The organism is Halomicronema sp. CCY15110, assembly GCF_016888165.1.
Lineage (GTDB): Bacteria > Cyanobacteriota > Cyanobacteriia > Phormidesmidales > Phormidesmidaceae > Halomicronema.
Genome location: NZ_JACSWC010000245.1, coordinates 1 through 18,810 on the forward strand (window position 1 = coordinate 1; position 18,810 = coordinate 18,810).

Here is an 18,810-nt window from a genome sequence, read left to right on the forward strand (position 1 = left end):
CAAGAATAGCGGTAGCGCAATCCACAGGATGGTGAATGTATTCATCGTCATGGCGTATGGCTCCGCTCGATTTCCTGGGTATCCAGCGTGGGGTTATCGCGCGACAGTTTCATCACCCCCACCAGCATTAACGCCTGAATCGAAAAGCCAATGACAATCGCCGTCAAAATCACGGCCTGGGGCACCGGATCGGCATAATCCACATCGCGCCCTTCAATCAAAATGGGGGTAAAGAGGCCGGGACGAGCCGCCACCAAGACATAAAAGGCGATCACCCCGGTACTCATGACATCCATTGCCAGGGTTTTCATCATTAAGTTACGCTTCCAAATGATGCCGATGAAGCCGATCAACACCGTCGCAAAAATGCAGGCTTCTAAGATGGGCTTCGGGGCCAAGATTGACGCATCAGCCAATCCGAACACGGGGGTTAACCCCGTGAGCCAAGACAGTTCAGTAGTCATCAACACTGGAATTGCCCCAAGAGCGTTCATAGATTAAATACTATCAAAAATTAATTCCCATTAACTAAAGTCTATCCTCTATGTCGCTCAGATGTAAGTCTCCCCGCTGTGAAATTTTGTTGATAAGCCTCAAAAGGTGAGCTTATCGTCAACCCCCAGCCTTCGAAATGAGAGTTGAATCACTTGGATAAGTTGGGATAGTTGTCTCGGCTGTCCCCAGGCGATGTGACTGTGAGACCTAGGGAGTGTCATCGATTGATTCCAGAAGCCTGACGCTACCAGCCTTTCTCCGCCCGCACCTGTTCCACAAGCTAGGGGCTGACACCCTGACAGGAAAAGCGTTTTACGCCTAAATGATGACAGCCCCTAGAATTCGACAAATTTAATGATGACAACTTGAGTTTGTGGCGGTCATGGCGTTGGAAGGTCGGCACTCTGGCAAAATACAGGAGCCAGTTTGGGAGGACGCGGTTATGGACGATCAGTGGGTGGTTTATATCTCGAAGGAGAAGATTGCCCAGACGGTGCAAACCTTGGCGGTCGCCATTGACCGAGATTATGCGGGGCGATCGCTGGTGGTCGTCACTGTTCTTAAAGGCGCGTTTATCTTTGTCGCCGATCTCATTCGCGCCCTCAATACTGCGGTGGATCGGGTCGAACTCCTGCGCCTCTCAAGCTATGGCGCGGGCACGGAGAGTTCCGGTGAGGTCAGGGTGCTGGTCGATTTACCCCCCGGAGCCGTTACCGATCAACACGTTTTATTGGTGGAAGATATTGTGGACTCGGGGCGATCGACCACTGTGGCCCTCAATCTTTTAAAACAACAGCAGCCCGCTTCCGTCAAGCTCTGTAGCCTGTTGAGTAAGCCTGAGCGCCGGGTCGTCCCCGTGGAGATTGATTACTGCGGTATCACTATCGAAGATAAATTCGTCATCGGTTACGGCCTCGATTGGGATGAACGTTACCGGGATTTACCTGATATCTACGCGGTAGAGGCGGCGGAATAGTCCGGCTAAGGGATCGGCGGGCAAATAATATCCGGGTAACGGCAGTGCTTGGGTGGCTGGGTGGCTGGGTGGCTGGGTGGCTGGGTGGCTGGAGTCGGTACTTTAAACCCTGACCGCGACGAATTGAGGGTTAGAGAGGGGGCGAAAGCAGTTTTTTGGACGGGCGTTGGCTGAAGGGTCGCGGTTTATCCATGAATAGATTGCGGCCTCTCCGGTTAGTGCATTCAGGAAGTGAGAGAAACGCCATGGGTGGGTTGATCATTGCGGGCGATCGCAGCAGTTCGGGCAAAACGACGGTGACGATGGCGCTACTCTCGGCGCTGCGACAGCGAGGGATCACGGTGCAGGCGTTCAAGGTCGGGCCAGACTACATTGATCCCATGTTTCATCGAGCAATTACGGGTCGCCCGGCTTACAACTTAGACCCGGTGCTCACGTCCGAGCGCTATGTACAGCAATGCTTTCAATCGCACGGAGCCACCGCGACCCATGCCATTGTGGAAGGGGTGATGGGCCTCTTTGACGGGGCGGGGGGCACAGACTGGGCCAGCACCGCCCACATTGCCCGGTTACTTGGCTGTCCTGTGTTGCTGGTAGTGGATTGTGCCCGCCTGTCGCGATCGCTGGCGGCGATTGTTCACGGCTACCAAACGCTAGATCCCCAAGTGCAGATTGCCGGTGTTGTCCTGAACCGGGTGGGCAGCGATCGCCATCTCGCCATGCTGAAGGCCGCGATCGTCCCCCTCAACCTTCCTGTTTTAGGCGTTTTGCGACGCGACGCTGCCGTGACCCTGCCCGATCGCCATCTCGGACTCGTGCCCACGGATGAATTACCCGATTTACCACAGCGGTTTCAACACCTGGCAGCACTGGGAAAACAGTGCTTTGATTGGCCCGCCCTGGAGGGGGTGCTGCAAGACTCGACGAAAGTCACCCCGCCCCCCCAATATCAGAGCGCCGATTCATCCCCGTTGCTCCCCAGTTCCGAGTCGCCAGAGGCAGCCACCGCAAAGTCTGACAACCCTTCCAGTGCCATCAGACCGCTGAAGATTGGCATCGCCCGCGATCGCGCCTTCAATTTCTACTATGAGGACAACTTGGCATACTTGACGGGCCTCGGGGCCGAGTTGATCCCGTTCAGTCCCCTGGCCGATGAAATCCTGCCGCCCGCCTTGAGTGGTCTATTGCTGGGAGGCGGCTTTCCGGAAATGTTTGCGGAAACGCTGGCCCAAAATGTCGCGATGCGGCAAGCGATCGCCCAAGCACTCGCGGTGGGCTTGCCGACCTATGCCGAATGTGGCGGCTTGATGTATTTATGTGAGTCGCTGGTGGATTTGGCCGGGCGATCATGGCCCATGGTGGGCGCTATTCCCGCGACGACCACGATGACGGGCAAACTCACCTTGGGGTACCGCCAGGTCACGGTGCGCCAAACCAGTGCCGTCGCCACCGTTGGACAATGCTATTGGGGACACGAGTTTCACCGTTCCGCGATCGCTCCGACTCCGGTCGCCCCCCTGTCAGCCCTCACCACCTTTCCCTTACCGGGTGAAGCCGCCGGCTCGGCAGGCACCGACGGCTGGGGAACGGCGACGCTCCATGCCGCTTATGTCCACGTTCATTGGGGGGGACAGCCAACCCTAGCGCAACAATTTGTCGCCCAGTGCGATCGCTTTCAAGCAGATCTACGGACCCCACATCGCGATCGTGGTTAGAGCGTTGCCAGCCGGATGGCGCACTGTTACAAAGGGTCAGGTTAGGAATCTTCGGCAGGGTCAGACTTGGACTTGAGTTCGCTGGTCGATTTGAATCGCTCAGCCTTCTGTTTCAAATTCTGTAAATAGTCGTCAGTACTGTCTGTGGGCTGGCCATCGCCCGCGTTTTTTGCCGACGTTGAAGGTGTAGCGGGAGGCTCTCCCATCGACAGTGACGTTTTCTTGGCTTGGCGGCGTGCCCGCAACTCTTTGGCCTGGACTTGGAGGGTATTGAAATATTCCGTGTCGGTGATTTCGGCAACTTGCTCGCCGACCTTGCTATGGTCAATCTCAATATCCAGGCGCAGCAAGACTTTCACCTGCTTATAGACGGCTTGACCATAGTCACTCTTGTTGAAGCGATCGAGCAAAACGACGCCCCCCGAGGCAAAACCGAGCGCCAGAGCAGCTGGCACAATGGGGATCCATCCGCCCTGCAAAAAGACCATAAAACAGATGCCGTAGAGCCCCCCGAAGAGCGCGATCGCTACCACGCCATAAGTCACGGGGCGGCGGATATACCAGGCAAAGATCGCCCCTCCTAAGCCCCACAGCACAATCCAGATAGCTTCGCCCCAAGTGGGCAAACTCCACAGCAGCGGGCGATCGTCTAGAACGGCGCGGAGAATTTGACTGACTGACTGGGCATGAACGACGACGCCCGCCATTTTTTGACTGTCGCGTAAGCCGCCGCTAAATGGGGTATAAAACTCGTCCTTGGCTTCTGGCGTGGTGGCCCCAATCAACACAATGCGATCGCGAATCTGTGCCGCCCCGACATCACCCGACAACACATCCGTCAAACTCACCTGGGGCACCGCCATGCTGGCCGCCTGATAGTTCAACATGATCTGATACCCTTGGGCGTCAGCATTGTGATACCCGCCCAGGTTAGGGGGCAGTCTGGATAAAACGACATCGCCAAACCGGAGCTCTTGTTGCGCCGTCACCGCTAACTCCATCCCTTCTACGGCGAGGTACTGCCGCGCCAGCTGTAGCCCTAGCGAAAACAGTTGGGCCTCGGGATCATTACAAATATGGGTGCCGACCGTATCAGAATCAGCGGGCGGCGCGGCGATTAACAAACTTCGCCGCAAGATCCCCCCCGGATCCACCACTAAATCGGAAAAGCTGACCTGCGCCTCTGGGGTTGCCGGTGGGGGCGGCACGCCCGGACTATCGGGACTACTGATCTTGCACACTGGAAAAATCGTGCTGTCGCCTTGAATCTGCTCTAACAGCGCGGCTTGCCCCTCACCAATGGGCAAATCCCGAAACAGATCGAGGCCAATGGCGCGGGGCTGCGCCGCGATTAAAACCGACAGCAACTCAGCGACCGTGTCGTCTGCGATCGGCCATTCTTGTCGCGATTGAATATCCGTTTCATCAATGCCGACAACCAAGATCCGCTCGTCGGGCAAAGGCGTTGGCCGCAGCCGCATCATCTGGTCATAGAGGCCTAACTCTAAGCCTTGCAACGCCCCAACGGCTCGCAACCCCAGCACCAAAACACTGGCCGCCAACGTTGAGAGGACCGGCGGCTGCCCCACTTTGCTCAACTGGGCAAGAAGCTGTTGCCACCGGGGCGATCGCTGAATATTTTGAGGTGGAGGCGAAAAAGCCATAGCGGTAGGGTAAACGGGAGCAAACGTCAGGATTCAACGTCATCTAATTCTAGCGGGGCAAATCACTGCCTCACGGGAGAGATGCCGTGATGATGAAATTCACTCAAGAACTGTAACAGTGATCAGCAATCCCTCAATCTGCGGATGTAGGTCTGCATGACTGCGTTTATAACTAAGTTGCAAGGTTCAGCGTGAGCTGCCGTACCTGTTGAATTCACGGTCGTCAAAGCCAATCATCGGCTGTGACCAGCAGCCTTTGCGTCTGAGCATCGTCGGGATCCCGACCGACGTGAAAAACTTTGGGGGAAATCGCTCTTGCCCAGCATCACGCCCATAAACCGCGTTGTCATGCTCATTTGCTGTTGTTAGTCAGTCGTCACATACCAAGTTAGGTGGATTCAGGTTTATGAAAAGTCGTTTGCCGTTACCCAGTTGGGCTCTGTCTGTCTCTGCTGGCCTGTTATTCGGGGGCAGTGTACTCTCGCTGGTGAGCCCCGCGATCGCCCAAAGCAATATTCAATTGCGATTGCCCGACATCAGTGCTCCTGGCAACCGTGAATCTGGCTCGACCCGGAGTACCACCTGTATCGCCCCAGACGAGCGACTCGTGGCGCTGGTGCCAGAAAGCAACTACGGGCTCACGGAAAGCGGTTACCCCACTGTTTATTTCTACCTGCCAGAAACGACAGCGGAGCATTTGAAGTTTGTTGTGCTCAACGAGAGCAGCAATGAATTGATCTACGAAGGGCGGTTCAAAATTGACCGCAGTGCGGGGATCGCCAGCGTGAGCTTACCGGAGAACGGAATTCAGCAGCCCCTCGCCGTGGGTGAAGCCTATGTTTGGTATATCTCAGTGATTTGTGATCCGGCTGACCCCAGTGCTGATGTTGTCGCTGAAGGCCAAATCGCCCGCGTCGAGCCCTTGGCGACCGTGACCAATGCCACGGCGGCGGAGCGGCCCGCCCTTTATGCCGAAGCGGGGCTCTGGTACGACGCGATCGCGGCCTCGGCCCAGCTGAAGCAAGACACCGAAAGTCCGGACGATTGGAATGCGCTGCTCGATGCGGTAGAACTGGATGACCTGATTCCTGCCGACTTATTGAGTCTTTCGGTATTGCCCGAGGCAGCGCCGATGGCACTGTAGCTGCGCCTAAAATCGCCTTCTCATCCTAGAAAGACCGTTGTTATAGAAAGGTCGTTGTCCATGCCAGACAGCGACCTTTCTGATTGCTGATAGAACTCAGTTTCAGGCTGGGAGAGGGCATTCAGGCCAAGACGGATGGGCGGCCAAGTTATCCCAATGCTTTGAGATGAAGCCACCGATGTTCCTTGCGACTCCGCTCAAGGAACATCGGCTGAGCGGAGTCGAAGCCGAATTTCAGCAGTAGCTGTAATTTGAGGAATTGGTATTACGTCAGGCAGTACACGTCGCCGCTTTGGTCAGCGGGGGTTAGTAATCACTCGCGCCGAGAGAGTAGAGCATTTGCCGCTCGGCCTCGGTAAGGCCCAGGCAACCGCCAATTTGCATGCCCTCGTAGGGGCGATCGATGCGTAATTGCCCTTGGGGCTGGCCGAGCGGCACTGACCACAAACTGATGTCGCCATTTTGTCGCGCACAGACGAGCGACTGTCCATCGGGGCTGGGGCTGACATGCCACCACGGCTCGTCGTCAGGGGCGCAAGTGGTCACATAGGCTTGCTGCTCAATGTCCCACAGGGCAAGGGTTTGGGTATCACTCACAATGGCGATGGGGCGATTTTGCTCATCCAGGACGATGGCGTGAATGTAAGTGGTATCGAGCTGCTCCCAACGGTTGCTCAATTGGCCCGTCGCTGTCTGCCATTGGCAAATTGTGCCGTCTTGGCTACCGCTGTACAAATAGTCGCCAGTGGCTGAAACTTGCAGCGCTTGGACACGCCGCCGATGCTCCGTCGCGGTGAAGCGGGCATGGCCTTGGCAGTCCCAAGCCTGGATGGTGCGATCGCGACTGCCACTATATAAATGCTGACCATCAGGGGAGAAGGTGAGAACCATCACCTGATCCGCGTGGACTTGTTTTTTCTGCCAGCGCAAGCTCCGTTGGGACAAGTCCCACAGGGCTACCGTTCCCATCTCGTCACCCGCCGCTAGTCGCGTACCATCGGGACTCAGCGCCAGCGCCGTCACCGCTTTGGGCAAACGCATCGTCCATACCACCCAGGTTTGGGCCGTGCGATCCCAGAGGTGAATATGGCCGCTGGCCATGCCGACGGCCCAGTAAAGGGGGGGCAAACTGGCCGCGATCGCCCGCACCAAATCGGGCGTGGAGGCAAGCGTCGGCAACTGTAAGCGGCTATGTGGTAGCCAGCGCTGTCGGCGACGAGAAAACTGCCAACACCTCAGGGTGTGGTCATCGTGACTGCTGAGCACCTGTAGCGGTGCCGTCGAGAGGGCGAGTTGCTGGGCGGGATGGCGGTTGCTGCGCCAGACCCCTAAACATTGCCCTGAGGGTATTTCCCAGCGCTGGACAATATAGTCGCAGCCCGTCATCAGTTCCGCTCGGTTGGGATTAAACACCAGCGCTTCTATGGGCGCGCTGGTTTCCGTAATTTGGCACAGTCGCGATCGCGCCTCAATGTCCCAAATGGAAATCGTGTTGCTCACGTCACTGGCGGCGAGATAACGGCCATCGGCACTCATCGCGAGCGCCATAAACGCCTCACACGGTTCATTCATGATGAACTGGGGGTGAGCCGAAGTCATATCCCACACAATGAGTTGGCCTTCATCACGACCGACCACCACTGCCTGCACTAATTCAGTGGCGAGTGAGGGGCGATAAGCGACGGTGCCTAAGGTATTGGTAAGGCGACCCTGAAATCGTTTAAGACTGGTGCCAGTCCCCACATCCCATTCCACTGCGGCACAATCTTGGCCGCAACTCAGGAGGCGGTGGCTATTCGGACTAAAGGCGATCGCGGTGATAGCACCGGTATGAGCCACCAGACAATGGCGCTCTTCGCCGGAGGCAATACGCCAAACATAGAGCTGGCCCGCCTCATCGCCGCCGACCAGCAATGCTTGATCGGGGCTAAACGCTAGGGTCGTTAGGGGATGTGTGAGGTCGGTGGCAAATTGTTCAGGCTCCAAGTCGGAACTTAAATCCCAAAACCGCACGGTGCCATCTTGTCGCCCTTCCGCCAAGATATTCCCATCGGGGCTAAAGGCGATCGCGGTAATGGCCTCTTGCACCGTCAGCAGGGCTCGCTGCAAGCGCCCAGTGGGCAAATCCCACAACAGCAGCCGACCGTCTTGATCACCCACGGCCACCTCTTCGCGCTGCGGGTTAATAGCGATGACCGGGCATTGACCCATGGGCTTGGCCAACAGCGTCTGGGTCAAATCAGCCCCAGCGATCGAGAGCCCCTGAAACAAATCTGATTGCAAATCTGCGCCCCGCAGTTGTAAACCGTGCAGATTGACCTCAGGTAGCGGGATCTGCCAATGGTGAGCCAGGTTAATCAAATTGCCAGGGCGATAGTCTGGCGTGGTCGCCGGGGCCGACAATTGGCAGGTTTGCAAGGCCCGCGCCAAAAAGTCTTGCTTGGCGATCACGCTTGGGTATTGCCGATCGAGGTGGTCGGCAACCGCCGTCAAGAGGGTTTGTCGTTGCCATTGCCGTACCACTTCTGGCGCATCAGTTTGCAAGAGCGCATATTGACTCAGCCATTGCAGTTGTGCGGATTCGCTCGCATCAAAAAAAGCGGTCAACCAGCGATCGCACAAATACGGCTGCAACAGCGCTGGCAAGGACAGTTCCCACACAAGATCTGGCTGTACCAGGGTGTGACAAATGCCGCGATCGCACAACGATTCCAGCGCAGCAAGCAACGGGGGTGCCCCCAGATATTCGCCCAGTTGCTGCCTAGAGAGGGGCCGCCGGCTGAGGGCGAGCCAAGTCGCCACCTGCCACTCCAGGGACGATAGCGGTGCCAGCCAAGCCGCCGTGTAGGGAGAGACCAAGTGCGGTTCTTGTTGAAAAGCCGCTAAACAGCGATCGAGTCGCCCCCCAAAGGATGATAACCGCCGACCTATCTGGCGCAAAATGAGCGCCGGGACGCCCCCGTAGTCTTCGCTTAACTGCTGCCAGGCCGCTGGCGTGGCCTCGATGTGTTCTGGCCAGATTGCCAAGTTCGTAATAGCGTCTGGAGACAAGCCCGGCAATACATAACGCCGACAGCTTGAGCCCGCGATCGCGCTCATGACCCGAGCCCCCTCACGCCCAACCCATACCAAACAGCTTTGATGTTCGCGGCTCGCCAGCGCGCCTAACACCTCTTGGTAATCATTAAATTCGGACTCATACATGCCCGCCAAATTTTGCGGACAATACAACGTTTCGGTGCGGTCTAGCACGATCAAACTGGGACGCCCGGCCAACGCTTGCACTAGCCGATCTACCTGATCCGCCAACGGGGCGGAGGCTTCAGACGGCACCGCTAACCGTGACAAAAGCCGGTGGACTAAGGTCGCTGGCAAAGGGCGATCGCGCAAATCTTCGTAGATAAAGCGGTGAAACTGCCCTCTTACCCGCTCGGCCAATTTCACTGCAAACCAACTCTTGCCCACGCCCGGTAAGCCTGACAAACACAGCAGGCGACCCCGGCCTTCAATAATCCACTGAGTCAGCGTCCCGAGTTCGGCTTCACGCCCCCGAAAATCGGTCACATCAAAGGGCAACGGATCTTCTCCACAAGCTGCCTCCGCCATCACTGGTGATGCCAATGCGGCGTCAGAGTTTTGCGGCTGCGTGGCCTCTGACCAGCGCTCAATCGCGGTTCTAAAATTAGTTTTTTTGACCTGGACTCCCAGTGCCTGGGATAAAACCTCCCACAGGGCCGGGCCGACATCACGACTCAAATAGCCTTCGGTATAGCCAGCCTTCGAGGCAATTGTTTGATAGGTGTGTCGGTGCCACGAGCCTTCTAAAACCAGGCGTTCAATATCGCGTAGCCCCTCTGAGCGCACTGCGCGAACGGCTAAATCTGCTGCTCTGAACGCCTCGTCAAACCCCATTAACTCAGACACCGATTGCGCGTACCCTGATGATAATTCGAGTCTATCGCCTCTGTCCTGAGTTTTTCTGAGTTTTCCTGAGTTTTTCTAAGTCTGTTAAGACTGAAGGCACCGTTGCTGAAAGGTAGATAAAGTCTCGCTGAGCCAGCCGCATCAGTCGATCAAGAGGATGGCGGACAGCCACGTAACGCCGCGATCGTCATGTGCCCTCATCGACCGACCGACAACGGGTTAAGGAAACGGTCGACCTGTTGTCGCCGGGGCATGAACGGCAGCGATCGCCGCAGCGTCATGTCTAGAAAAGTTGAATTACTCAGATGCGTCAATCTAGGGTTTAGATGTGTTTTAGCACCCTTTGCAACTAACGTTTGACGCTGGTGTATCAAAATTCAAAAGGCAAAGTTCAAAATTCAAAAGTGGAAACCCTTTAAGGACGGGGCTCTTGCCATTTTGAAGTACGCGAACCCAACACCGGATTGCTATAAAGACGGTGAAACAATCCTCCACTTTTGATGGTCGGTGAGGAGTCATTTTGACCGGGATCTTCCAGCACTGGGTATAACCCTTATCCCGACGGACTAGATATTTTCGTGTTCAGCCGATCGCGGTTGATCGCTAGAGACGATATCGCGCATCATCCCAGCCTTGTTGTGAATCAGCCGCTGCTTCATCAGCGGCGGCTGGCTCGTTTTCTAGATGCTGAGGCCGACGACGGCGATGAGTCCAGGCCACTTGGCTCGTGTATTGGCCTGGTTGCCAAGGTTCGGGAGTCGCCTGGGGCACCCCTGGGCGAATGTCTGTTTGGAGGTTACGTAGCTTTACTAGGGCTTGCGGCCAATCTAACTCTGGCAAGTTGAATAAAGCCCGCAGGGCCTGTAAAACCACTTCCGATTCCGGCGAATGTCCCAAATGCAGGGGTTGAGATAAGCGCAGCGGGTCAACTTGTACCGCCGCGATCCCTTGTCTGACCGCACTCTCGACTTGTCGACCGAGGTTCCGTTGCGCGATTTGCTGCTGATGTTCCACCCCCTTTTCACTAGAGGCATAGAGGGTGGGCAGGCGATTGAGGGCGTACGTGACAATTTCCTCAACCTTAAGGTAACGGCGAACTCTACCCGGTATGTGGTGCAACTGCCGATTCACTTCATCCACGACAACGCTTTCCATCACGTTGATGTAATCTCGTTTGCTGGGAGGACGATTGACTTCGTTCATAGCTACATTCGGTTAAATTGCAATGGTTAAAAATTCGCCGACCCTCAACCAGCATCACCGCAATGAATCTACGGTTGTCTAGCGAGTATTTACCTAAGTTACTCTTAAACATCCTCTTTCTGTGTAACAAAGAACGCTGTGTTTACAGAGACTTGACCTATTTCAGCGCTTTATTAAGACCCAATATGGCCCACCAACGCTAATGCCGTCTGTTTGTTGGGCTCGTTCGTCGTATCACCTAGCCAGCGTTTCGAGGTCGCTTTCGCTGTATGGTAAGGAGCGTGATTTGGCGTTGTGGCAACAGGTCGTATGGCTCGCTCGAATGCTCTGCGGTACTACATCATCACGCGGCTGATGCTAGCGCCGTTGATGATCTGGACTATCACGACAGTGGTGTTTTTACTGCTGCGGGCGACGCCTGGGGATCCGATCGATGCGTTGCTGGGGCCGCGGGCTCCTGATGCCGCCAAAGATGCCCTGCGATCGCAGCTCGGTTTAGATGCGCCGCTGATTGTGCAGTATTTGAATTATCTTCAGCGATTGCTGTCATTCGATCTAGGGACATCGATCGCGAGTCAAGGACAAACCGTTTGGGAAATTATCGGGGATCATTTTCCCGCCACGGTGGAATTAACGTTTTGCGGCATGGTGGTAGCCGCGGGGGTGGGGTTAACGGTGGGCGCGATCGCGGCGTCTCGTCCCAATTCCCCACTAGATGCCGGGGGCCGACTCTTTGGCATTGTGACCTATGCGGTGCCGATGTATTGGTTTGGCATGTTGCTGCAGCTGTTGTTTGCGGTACAGCTCCGCTGGTTTCCCATTGGGACGCGCTTTCCCCTGACGGCAACGCCCCCAGCTGGCCCCACGGGCTTGTATTTAATCGATAGTTTATTGACCGGGCGGCCCGACCTCTTTTTCACCACGCTGCACCATTTAGCTTTGCCCAGCCTGACCTTGGGAATTTTGATCAGCGGCGTATTTGAACGAATCGTACGGGTCAACCTGAAACAGACTCTCCGGGCCGATTATGTAGAAGCGGCGAGAGCCCGCGGGATTCCCGAAGTGCGGATTATTGTCGCCCATGCGCTCAAGAATGCGTTGATTCCTGTGGTGACGGTGTTGGGCCTCACGTTTGCCTCGTTGTTGGGGGGGGCAGTGCTGACGGAAGTGACCTTTTCGTGGCCGGGGCTCGCCAACCGTTTGTACGAAGCGATTTCCCAGCGCGATTATCCCGTTGTGCAGGGCCTGATGGTGTTTTTTGCCATGATCGTCGCCCTGGTCAGCATTGCGATCGACATTTTGAATGCCTATGTTGATCCCCGCATCCGTTATTAGTGAACAGCAGTGTCAAGTTGCCTGCTGCGCTTACTTTTGGCGGCTCACCCTGTCCCCGTAACGATGATTAACCTGGCATATGGAGAATCATGTGCCCTCTGGTCGATTTCAGAGTGAATCCATACAATAGCGAGTAACGATTTTTTAGGACAGTCAACATGTCTGCCCCTGTCCCCCCTTCGATGCAATCGATGCGCCGAGCGCCGACCCCCTTACAGCGCCGACTCTTTCGTCAGCAACGTCGATGGCAGCAATTCACCACCTATCGGCCTCTGATGGTGCTGGGGGGAATTTGGCTGGGATTTTTAGCGATCGCGTTCCTGGCATTTGGGCAGTTAACCCACAACGCCCTGGACCAGCCCACCGCTACCGAGCCAGCGCCGCCTTATCCCCATGAGCGCCTCAATAATGGCAGCGCGGCTCCGGCCCCTGCGCCAGCCACGAGTCCGGCATCCTCGGCGACGGCCCCAACCACCGCCGCTACAGAAGCCGCACCGCAAACCGTCAACGGACTTTCGGTCTGGACCCTGGCTGCCTTAGTGGCGAGTTGCGCGGGTGGCTGTTGGCTGCTCTCGATCGTAATCAAAATGCCTCGAAAATCCAAAAAGCGCCGTCCCCAGCGATCGCAAAAGGCTAAAGCGGGGAAACGGTATCGCCTCTCATCGAGCCAGCGGCCCCCGGTATCGGCATCATTGCCAGCCCGGCGCGACGCCCAAACCACCCCGGAGACCACAGTCCCCAAACTTGAAACGTATGATCCTGACCAACCGTTAGTCGCACCGTCAACGCCCGCCCAGCCAGAGCCCGTCACCTCACCAGCCGCTGTGACCGCCGCCTCCGAAGTGACCATCGTCTCCGAAGAAACCCAACACCAGCTGGACTGGCCCAGCGATAGTTTGGTGAACGCGGCTGATATGCGGCAGCGGCGATCGCTTTCGTCGTTTATGTAACGCCAGACAGCTTACTGGGGTCACCAACTACTCGCCTCACAGGTCAATAATTGGTCAAGGGTGGCGATCGTCGCTGCCTTGCCCTCAGCTCGGATCGTTTGCTCCATGCCCACGTTAAGCAATTCCATTCGCAGGCGTTGATGGTAGGCCGTGAGGACGTCTTGTGGCGGACTCATGAACCGTGCTTTGGGCTCTGGCATCTCCTGAAACGATGCCGTGAGAGGGTAGCCCAAGGTCGTGGCGAGCGCCGTGATCACAAACGCCTGTTCAGGGCGGGCGGCCTCTAGCCTACTCTGCATGGGCACCGCCAAAATTGCGGCCTCATCGGCGGTTGACGCCTGGCGCTGGAGCCAAGCCTCCGAGGTGGAAATGGGCCAGTCGGGCGTTTCGCCATCCACCTTGGCAAAGGCGTGAGCTTCGGCATAGGACACCGTACCGTCCTCGTCATAATCCGCACTGGCCACGGGGTCGCCCAAGCGATCGCGTCCGCTCAGCCCCGCAAAAAAGCTAGAGCTGTAATCGCGATAGTCGGCCTCATTCACCAGAGGCGTGCAGCCGACTGAGGGGCGGGTCTTCACGGTGGCGAAAAAGCCACAGCGACTCTGTAATGCGATCGGCTGCTCCGGATCCCCCCCTTCATAGATGAGGTTGGCAAATGAGCCCGAATAACATTGCGCCATCATCGTCACAAAGGGCGTCTCCGTTGGCCATTGATCCAGGGTGGTCGCCAGGTCGCGCACCGACATCAGCACCTCTTCCCACAGAATCATGGCGTTGTTGTCGTCGTTAGCAGTATTCAGCGCCCCATGCCCCGTGAAGTACATAAACACCGGGCAATGCTCGGTTCCCTGGGCAGTTTGGGGATAGGTATCGAGCCATGCTTGCACATTGGCTTGGGTAGCGGCTCCCGTCAGACCATTAATGTCTGGTGCTTTGAACCGTTCTACACCCCGTGGATCGAGATAGCGAATCGTCGCTTGCCCGTCATGACCATTGGCGAAAAAAATGCTGGCAGCAGCGACCGACCGCTCCATCTGCGCCAACGTCCGCTGAAAGTAGCGAACATTCTTTTCCAGAGCAATCTCGTTATAGCTGGGCGCGCCACCTCCAGCCACCACCAAAAACATGGGATCTGGAGACGGCTCTACGGCATCAGACCGATCGCCCACCATTGGGCTGATCGCAGTGGGCGCAGTCCATGAGTCGGCTTGGTGCGCAACGGCAGCCATGGTACTGATAGCGGCGATCGCCACCCCGAAGCCTGCGATGTGACGCAACATCCTCCTCCGTTTAAACTCTGCGCTGATCTTTCATTGTGCAAGATCTTGCTGTTTCCGACCGCCCCCCATCGATATCAGGCCTGCCAGGGGAGTCGCAAATTGTTGCAGTGTCGGCACAAAACTTTGCCGACTGGCCCGCGCCACAATTACGCCATGTCATCTTTTGAAAAGTTCTATTTTTAAGTATCCAGCTAATTAAATCTTAAGAAATGCTAGAAACGCGCGCAGTAAAGGCTCTGAGAGCTTGTAAACGTCATAGAATAATTGTTGACTTAACGGCAATGTACAAAAGTTCTTTACGAAGTTAAATTTACGTACAGCATTTTCTTGTCTAGTAGGGGGTTGGCTTAACTGTGAATGCCCTGGTCTCAGGATGAGTTCTGTGCCTGACTAGCTTCAAAAGCCTTGTATCGATCGTCATTGTGCGTGAGCCAATCGCTAAGTCCAGTGTTCGTTGGGAGCAGCAATAGCTTTGGAAAGTACGAAAGAAAAAATCTTGGTGGTGGACGACGAAGCGAGCATTCGCCGCATTTTAGAAACCCGCCTCTCCATGATCGGATATGACGTCGTGACTGCTGCTGATGGCGAAGAGGCGATCGAAACCTTCCATGAGTCCTGCCCAGATTTGGTGGTTCTGGACGTAATGATGCCAAAGCTCGATGGCTATGGCGTCTGCCAAGAACTCCGCAAGGAGTCAGATATCCCGATCATTATGCTGACGGCGTTGGGCGACGTGGCTGACCGCATCACTGGGTTAGAACTAGGTGCTGACGACTATGTCGTGAAACCCTTTTCACCGAAAGAACTGGAAGCCCGGATTCGCTCAGTCTTACGGCGGGTCGATAAAAGTCAAGCGACTGGCATTCCCAGTTCTGGGGTGATTTCGATTAATGCCATTCGCATTGATACGAACAAGCGTCAGGTCTATAAAGGCGACGAGCGGATTCGGTTGACCGGCATGGAATTTAGCCTGCTGGAGCTACTGGTGAGCCGTTCTGGTGAGCCGTTCTCCCGAGCTGAAATTTTGCAAGAGGTGTGGGGCTACACCCCAGAGCGCCACGTCGATACCCGCGTGGTGGATGTCCACATTTCGCGACTACGTGCCAAGTTAGAAGAGGATCCAAGTAATCCTGAACTGATCTTGACGGCTCGTGGCACCGGCTACCTATTCCAGCGAATTGTGGAACCTGGTGAGGAATTGTAGGTTGGGGCAACGGAGTAGTCTGCTAGAATTTTCTAAGTTTTTTACAGAATTCAGTCCATGGTAGCGACTCGCGCTCGAATCGCCGTAGATGCTATGGGTGGTGACCACGCACCCGCCGAAATTGTGGCTGGTGCCATCCGGGCCAAGGCTGAGCTGGATGCAGATATCCTGCTAGTGGGTGACCCCGCCCAGATTAGGGCCGCCACTCCCAACGAAGAGAATCTCAATGACCTCAAAATTGTGCCCGCCGAGGGGACGATCGAGATGCATGAAGAGCCATTAAGTGCCCTTCGTCGGAAGCGTAGAGCTTCGATTAATGTGTCGATGGACCTGGTCAAGCAGCAGGAAGCTGATGCTGTGGTCTCTGCCGGACACTCCGGTGCGGCAATGGCTGCGGCTCTGTTACGTTTAGGCCGTCTTAAGGGCATTGATCGGCCCGCAATTGGGGCCGTTTTCCCGACGGTTTTGGCCGATAAATCGGTACTAATTTTGGATGTGGGGGCTAATGTCGATTGCCGCCCCAAATTTTTAGAGCAATTCGCCGTGATGGGTACGGTGTACTCCAAACACGTTTTGGGGATTGAGAACCCCAAGGTCGGACTCCTTAACATCGGTGAGGAGGCCAGCAAAGGCAATGAGTTGGCGGTGCAAGTGCATCAGCTATTGACCGATCATCCGGCGGTGCCGTTTGTGGGCAATGCTGAAGGCCGGGATGTGCTGTCGGGACAATTTGATGTGGTGGTTTGTGACGGCTATGTGGGCAATGTGTTGCTGAAATTTGCCGAAGCCGTTGGCGAGTCTGTACTCCAAATTCTACGAGAAGAGTTGCCCCGGGGCATACGCGGCAAGGCGGGAACGCTGATTTTGAAAGACAATCTGAAGCGGATTAAGCAGCGCGTTGACCACGCTGAGCACGGCGGTGGGTTACTGTTGGGGGTAGCCGGCATTGCTGTGATTAGCCACGGCAGTTCCCAGGCTCCTTCTGTCTTTAATGCCATTCGCTTAGCAAAAGAGGCAGTCGATAACCAGGTATTAGATCGCATTCAGGCGCAATATCATAAGGTGGCAATGCCTGCTGCAGACGGAGAATAGATTGTGCAACAAACAACGGTAGGGGTGTCTTTGGTCGGCTGTGGCTCGGCCCAATTGTCTGTGGCGCTCAGTAATGAAGACCTCAGCCAAATGGTCGAGACATCGGACGAGTGGATTGCGACTCGTACCGGGATTCGGCAGCGGCACATCGCTACAGGACAAGATTCGCTGAGCAGTCTGGCAGCGCGGGCTGGAGCGGCGGCAATCGAGATGAGTGGCCTGACTGCTGAGGCGGTGGATTTAATCATTTTGGCGACTTCGACTCCTGATGATTTGTTTGGTAGCGCGGCTCAGGTGCAGGCCGAACTCGGTGCCACCCGCGCAACGGCGTTTGATCTCACGGCAGCTTGCTCAGGGTTTGTGTTTGCTCTCGTGACTGCGGCTCAATATCTGCGCACGGGGGTTTATCAAACGGTCTTGGTCGTGGGGGCCGATGTGCTGTCCCGGTGGACTGATTGGCGCGATCGCCGGACCTGTGTCTTGTTTGGCGATGGGGCTGGGGCGGTGGTCTTGCAGGCAAGCGATCGCGATCGCTTGCTGGGGTTTGAAATGCGCAGCGACGGCACCATGAATGGCTGCCTCACCCTACCTTATCAATCAGAATCGACCGTCCTGATTGATGACAAAACGGCCCAGAAAGGCACCTATGCCCCCATCGATATGAACGGCAAGGAAGTGTATCGATTTGCGGTGAAGCGGGTGCCAGAAATTGTAGAGAAAGCGTTATTCCGTGCGAACTTGACTACCCAGGATGTTGACTGGTTGCTACTACATCAAGCCAACCAGCGGATCTTGGATGCCGTTGCCAGTCGCTTAAACATGCCGGCCGATCGCGTGATTAGCAACATGAGTCGGCATGGCAATACCTCTGCCGCTTCTATTCCCATCGCTTTAGACGAAGCCGTCCGCAACGGCCAGATTAAACCCGGTGATGTGGTGGCCTCATCAGGGTTTGGTGCTGGCTTGAGCTGGGGTGCTGCGATCTTCGAATGGGGCTAACGGGAGCTACGGGGTAGCACAGTTGCGGCTAATTAAGCGGGCTTGTAGGTGCTGCGGATCGTGACATTAACGCCCTCTGCCGACTGTTCCAAAATCAGCAATGGAGTCGGCTTGGCTTTTTGATCCCAGTGCATATTCGCCAACCGGCCTTGAATGGTTGGCTGCCAGGCACCCCCTTCGGCTTCTGGACTCAAGAAAGTTTCAATACATTCAATGATTTGATTGATGGTGGTCGAGGTGGACTGGGTGGGCAACTTGGCGAGTTTGATTTCAATGCGGAAGAGAATTCGCGTCTTAGACCCTAAAGCTTCGCTAGTTTTGTAGGCCACATCAAAGATTTGGTCAATTTGACGCGTCTTACTCGCAATCCCCACCATGCCAGTTTCCGCTTGCTGAGGCCGCAAAGTCGCCGCCAATTGCTGCTTCACCTTCACTTTCAGCTGATTCACAATCTGGAAGTGGAACATTTCTTCTTCCATGCGCATCCGCAGATAATCGAGATTGAACTCGCGGGAGTGCACCAAGTCAGGATTTTTCTCCATCTTCGCGATGGTGACCGTTGCCATCTTCACCCGCTTTTGCAATTCCTTATTTTTGTAGTCAAGAAATTTCACTTGTTTTTGCAGGCGCTTGCCCTGTAGATAATTCATCACACCGGCGGCGATGAGCAAGACAAACAGTACTCCAGAGGTCATCATCCAGAGATTTATGGGTTTGGCTGGTGCTGCGGGTGGCTCTGGGGCCGGTGCTTGAGCCACAATCAGCTGGGTCTGAGGAGACGGAAATAACATGGCACGAAAACCTGTTCAACTCATGTTTTTAAGATTCC

14 protein-coding genes are annotated in these 18,810 nt (G+C 55.7%); 8 read left to right on the forward strand and 6 right to left on the reverse strand.

What is annotated here, in order from left to right; translation table 11 throughout:
- Positions 1-47: 47 nt before the first annotated feature.
- Positions 48-383, reverse strand: coding sequence for a cation:proton antiporter subunit C (locus JUK32_RS09530; RefSeq protein WP_204138649.1), 336 nt, complete (start codon positions 381-383; stop codon positions 48-50).
- A gap of 554 nt (positions 384-937) precedes the next feature.
- Between JUK32_RS09530 and hpt the strand changes: the two genes are divergently transcribed.
- Entirely contained in the window at positions 938-1,471 is a 534-nt protein-coding gene (hpt, locus tag JUK32_RS09535; protein WP_204138627.1) for a hypoxanthine phosphoribosyltransferase, read from the forward strand.
- 245 nt (positions 1,472-1,716) lie between these two features.
- A complete protein-coding gene (locus tag JUK32_RS09540; RefSeq protein WP_204138628.1) occupies positions 1,717-3,186 on the forward strand; it encodes a cobyrinate a,c-diamide synthase in 1,470 nt (489 codons plus the stop codon).
- A 41-nt stretch (positions 3,187-3,227) separates the two neighbouring features.
- Here the strand turns inward: JUK32_RS09540 and JUK32_RS09545 are convergent, their stop codons facing one another.
- A complete protein-coding gene (locus tag JUK32_RS09545) occupies positions 3,228-4,850 on the reverse strand; it encodes a CHASE2 domain-containing protein (RefSeq protein WP_204138629.1) in 1,623 nt (540 codons plus the stop codon).
- Between the two features lie 406 nt (positions 4,851-5,256).
- Between JUK32_RS09545 and JUK32_RS09550 the strand changes: the two genes are divergently transcribed.
- Positions 5,257-5,994: a DUF928 domain-containing protein gene (locus tag JUK32_RS09550; RefSeq protein ID WP_204138630.1), complete on the forward strand. Its 738-nt coding sequence runs from the start codon at positions 5,257-5,259 to the stop codon at positions 5,992-5,994.
- A 306-nt stretch (positions 5,995-6,300) separates the two neighbouring features.
- Here JUK32_RS09550 and JUK32_RS28445 read toward each other — a convergent pair whose 3' ends face one another.
- Together JUK32_RS28445 and JUK32_RS09560 are read right to left on the reverse strand one after the other, a co-directional pair.
- Positions 6,301-9,918, reverse strand: coding sequence for a hypothetical protein (locus JUK32_RS28445; RefSeq protein WP_204138631.1), 3,618 nt, complete (start codon positions 9,916-9,918; stop codon positions 6,301-6,303).
- A 603-nt stretch (positions 9,919-10,521) separates the two neighbouring features.
- Positions 10,522-11,121, reverse strand: coding sequence for a late competence development ComFB family protein (locus JUK32_RS09560; protein ID WP_204138632.1), 600 nt, complete (start codon positions 11,119-11,121; stop codon positions 10,522-10,524).
- Between the two features lie 309 nt (positions 11,122-11,430).
- Here JUK32_RS09560 and JUK32_RS09565 point away from each other — a divergent pair, with 309 nt between their 5' ends.
- Together JUK32_RS09565 and JUK32_RS09570 are read left to right on the forward strand one after the other, a co-directional pair.
- On the forward strand, positions 11,431-12,456 hold the full coding sequence (locus JUK32_RS09565) for an ABC transporter permease (protein ID WP_204138633.1): 1,026 nt from the start codon (positions 11,431-11,433) through the stop codon (positions 12,454-12,456).
- A gap of 158 nt (positions 12,457-12,614) precedes the next feature.
- A complete protein-coding gene (locus JUK32_RS09570) occupies positions 12,615-13,406 on the forward strand; it encodes a hypothetical protein (RefSeq protein WP_204138634.1) in 792 nt (263 codons plus the stop codon).
- Between the two features lie 20 nt (positions 13,407-13,426).
- Here the strand turns inward: JUK32_RS09570 and JUK32_RS09575 are convergent, their stop codons facing one another.
- Positions 13,427-14,686 carry a Caspase domain-containing protein gene (locus JUK32_RS09575; protein ID WP_204138635.1) on the reverse strand — a complete coding sequence of 420 codons (1,260 nt, stop codon included), beginning with the start codon at positions 14,684-14,686 and terminating at the stop codon, positions 13,427-13,429.
- A gap of 472 nt (positions 14,687-15,158) precedes the next feature.
- Here JUK32_RS09575 and rpaB point away from each other — a divergent pair, with 472 nt between their 5' ends.
- From rpaB to JUK32_RS09590, 3 genes are read left to right on the forward strand one after another with little or no spacing between them, the layout of a single operon-like run.
- The gene (gene rpaB, locus JUK32_RS09580; protein ID WP_204138636.1) at positions 15,159-15,890 is read left to right on the forward strand and encodes a response regulator transcription factor RpaB; all 732 of its coding nucleotides are present in this window, start codon (positions 15,159-15,161) and stop codon (positions 15,888-15,890) included.
- A 57-nt stretch (positions 15,891-15,947) separates the two neighbouring features.
- The gene (gene plsX, locus JUK32_RS09585; RefSeq protein ID WP_204138637.1) at positions 15,948-16,982 is read left to right on the forward strand and encodes a phosphate acyltransferase PlsX; all 1,035 of its coding nucleotides are present in this window, start codon (positions 15,948-15,950) and stop codon (positions 16,980-16,982) included.
- Between the two features lie 3 nt (positions 16,983-16,985).
- Positions 16,986-17,981, forward strand: a complete 996-nt coding sequence (locus JUK32_RS09590; protein WP_204138638.1) for a beta-ketoacyl-ACP synthase III — start codon at positions 16,986-16,988, stop codon at positions 17,979-17,981.
- A 32-nt stretch (positions 17,982-18,013) separates the two neighbouring features.
- Here JUK32_RS09590 and JUK32_RS09595 read toward each other — a convergent pair whose 3' ends face one another.
- On the reverse strand, positions 18,014-18,772 hold the full coding sequence (locus JUK32_RS09595) for a hypothetical protein (protein WP_204138639.1): 759 nt from the start codon (positions 18,770-18,772) through the stop codon (positions 18,014-18,016).
- Positions 18,773-18,810: the final 38 nt, after the last annotated feature.

Excerpts from the sequence above, each read along its gene's own strand:
- hpt (WP_204138627.1), top strand. The coding sequence starts at position 938 with ATGGACGATCAGTGGGTGGTTTATATCTCGAAGGAGAAGATTGCCCAG.
- JUK32_RS09540 (WP_204138628.1), top strand. The coding sequence starts at position 1,717 with ATGGGTGGGTTGATCATTGCGGGCGATCGCAGCAGTTCGGGCAAAACG.
- JUK32_RS09545 (WP_204138629.1), bottom strand. The coding sequence starts at position 4,850 with ATGGCTTTTTCGCCTCCACCTCAAAATATTCAGCGATCGCCCCGGTGG.
- JUK32_RS09550 (WP_204138630.1), top strand. The coding sequence starts at position 5,257 with ATGAAAAGTCGTTTGCCGTTACCCAGTTGGGCTCTGTCTGTCTCTGCT.
- JUK32_RS09560 (WP_204138632.1), bottom strand. The coding sequence starts at position 11,121 with ATGAACGAAGTCAATCGTCCTCCCAGCAAACGAGATTACATCAACGTG.
- JUK32_RS09565 (WP_204138633.1), top strand. The coding sequence starts at position 11,431 with ATGGCTCGCTCGAATGCTCTGCGGTACTACATCATCACGCGGCTGATG.
- JUK32_RS09570 (WP_204138634.1), top strand. The coding sequence starts at position 12,615 with ATGTCTGCCCCTGTCCCCCCTTCGATGCAATCGATGCGCCGAGCGCCG.
- JUK32_RS09575 (WP_204138635.1), bottom strand. The coding sequence starts at position 14,686 with ATGTTGCGTCACATCGCAGGCTTCGGGGTGGCGATCGCCGCTATCAGT.
- plsX (WP_204138637.1), top strand. The coding sequence starts at position 15,948 with ATGGTAGCGACTCGCGCTCGAATCGCCGTAGATGCTATGGGTGGTGAC.
- JUK32_RS09595 (WP_204138639.1), bottom strand. The coding sequence starts at position 18,772 with ATGTTATTTCCGTCTCCTCAGACCCAGCTGATTGTGGCTCAAGCACCG.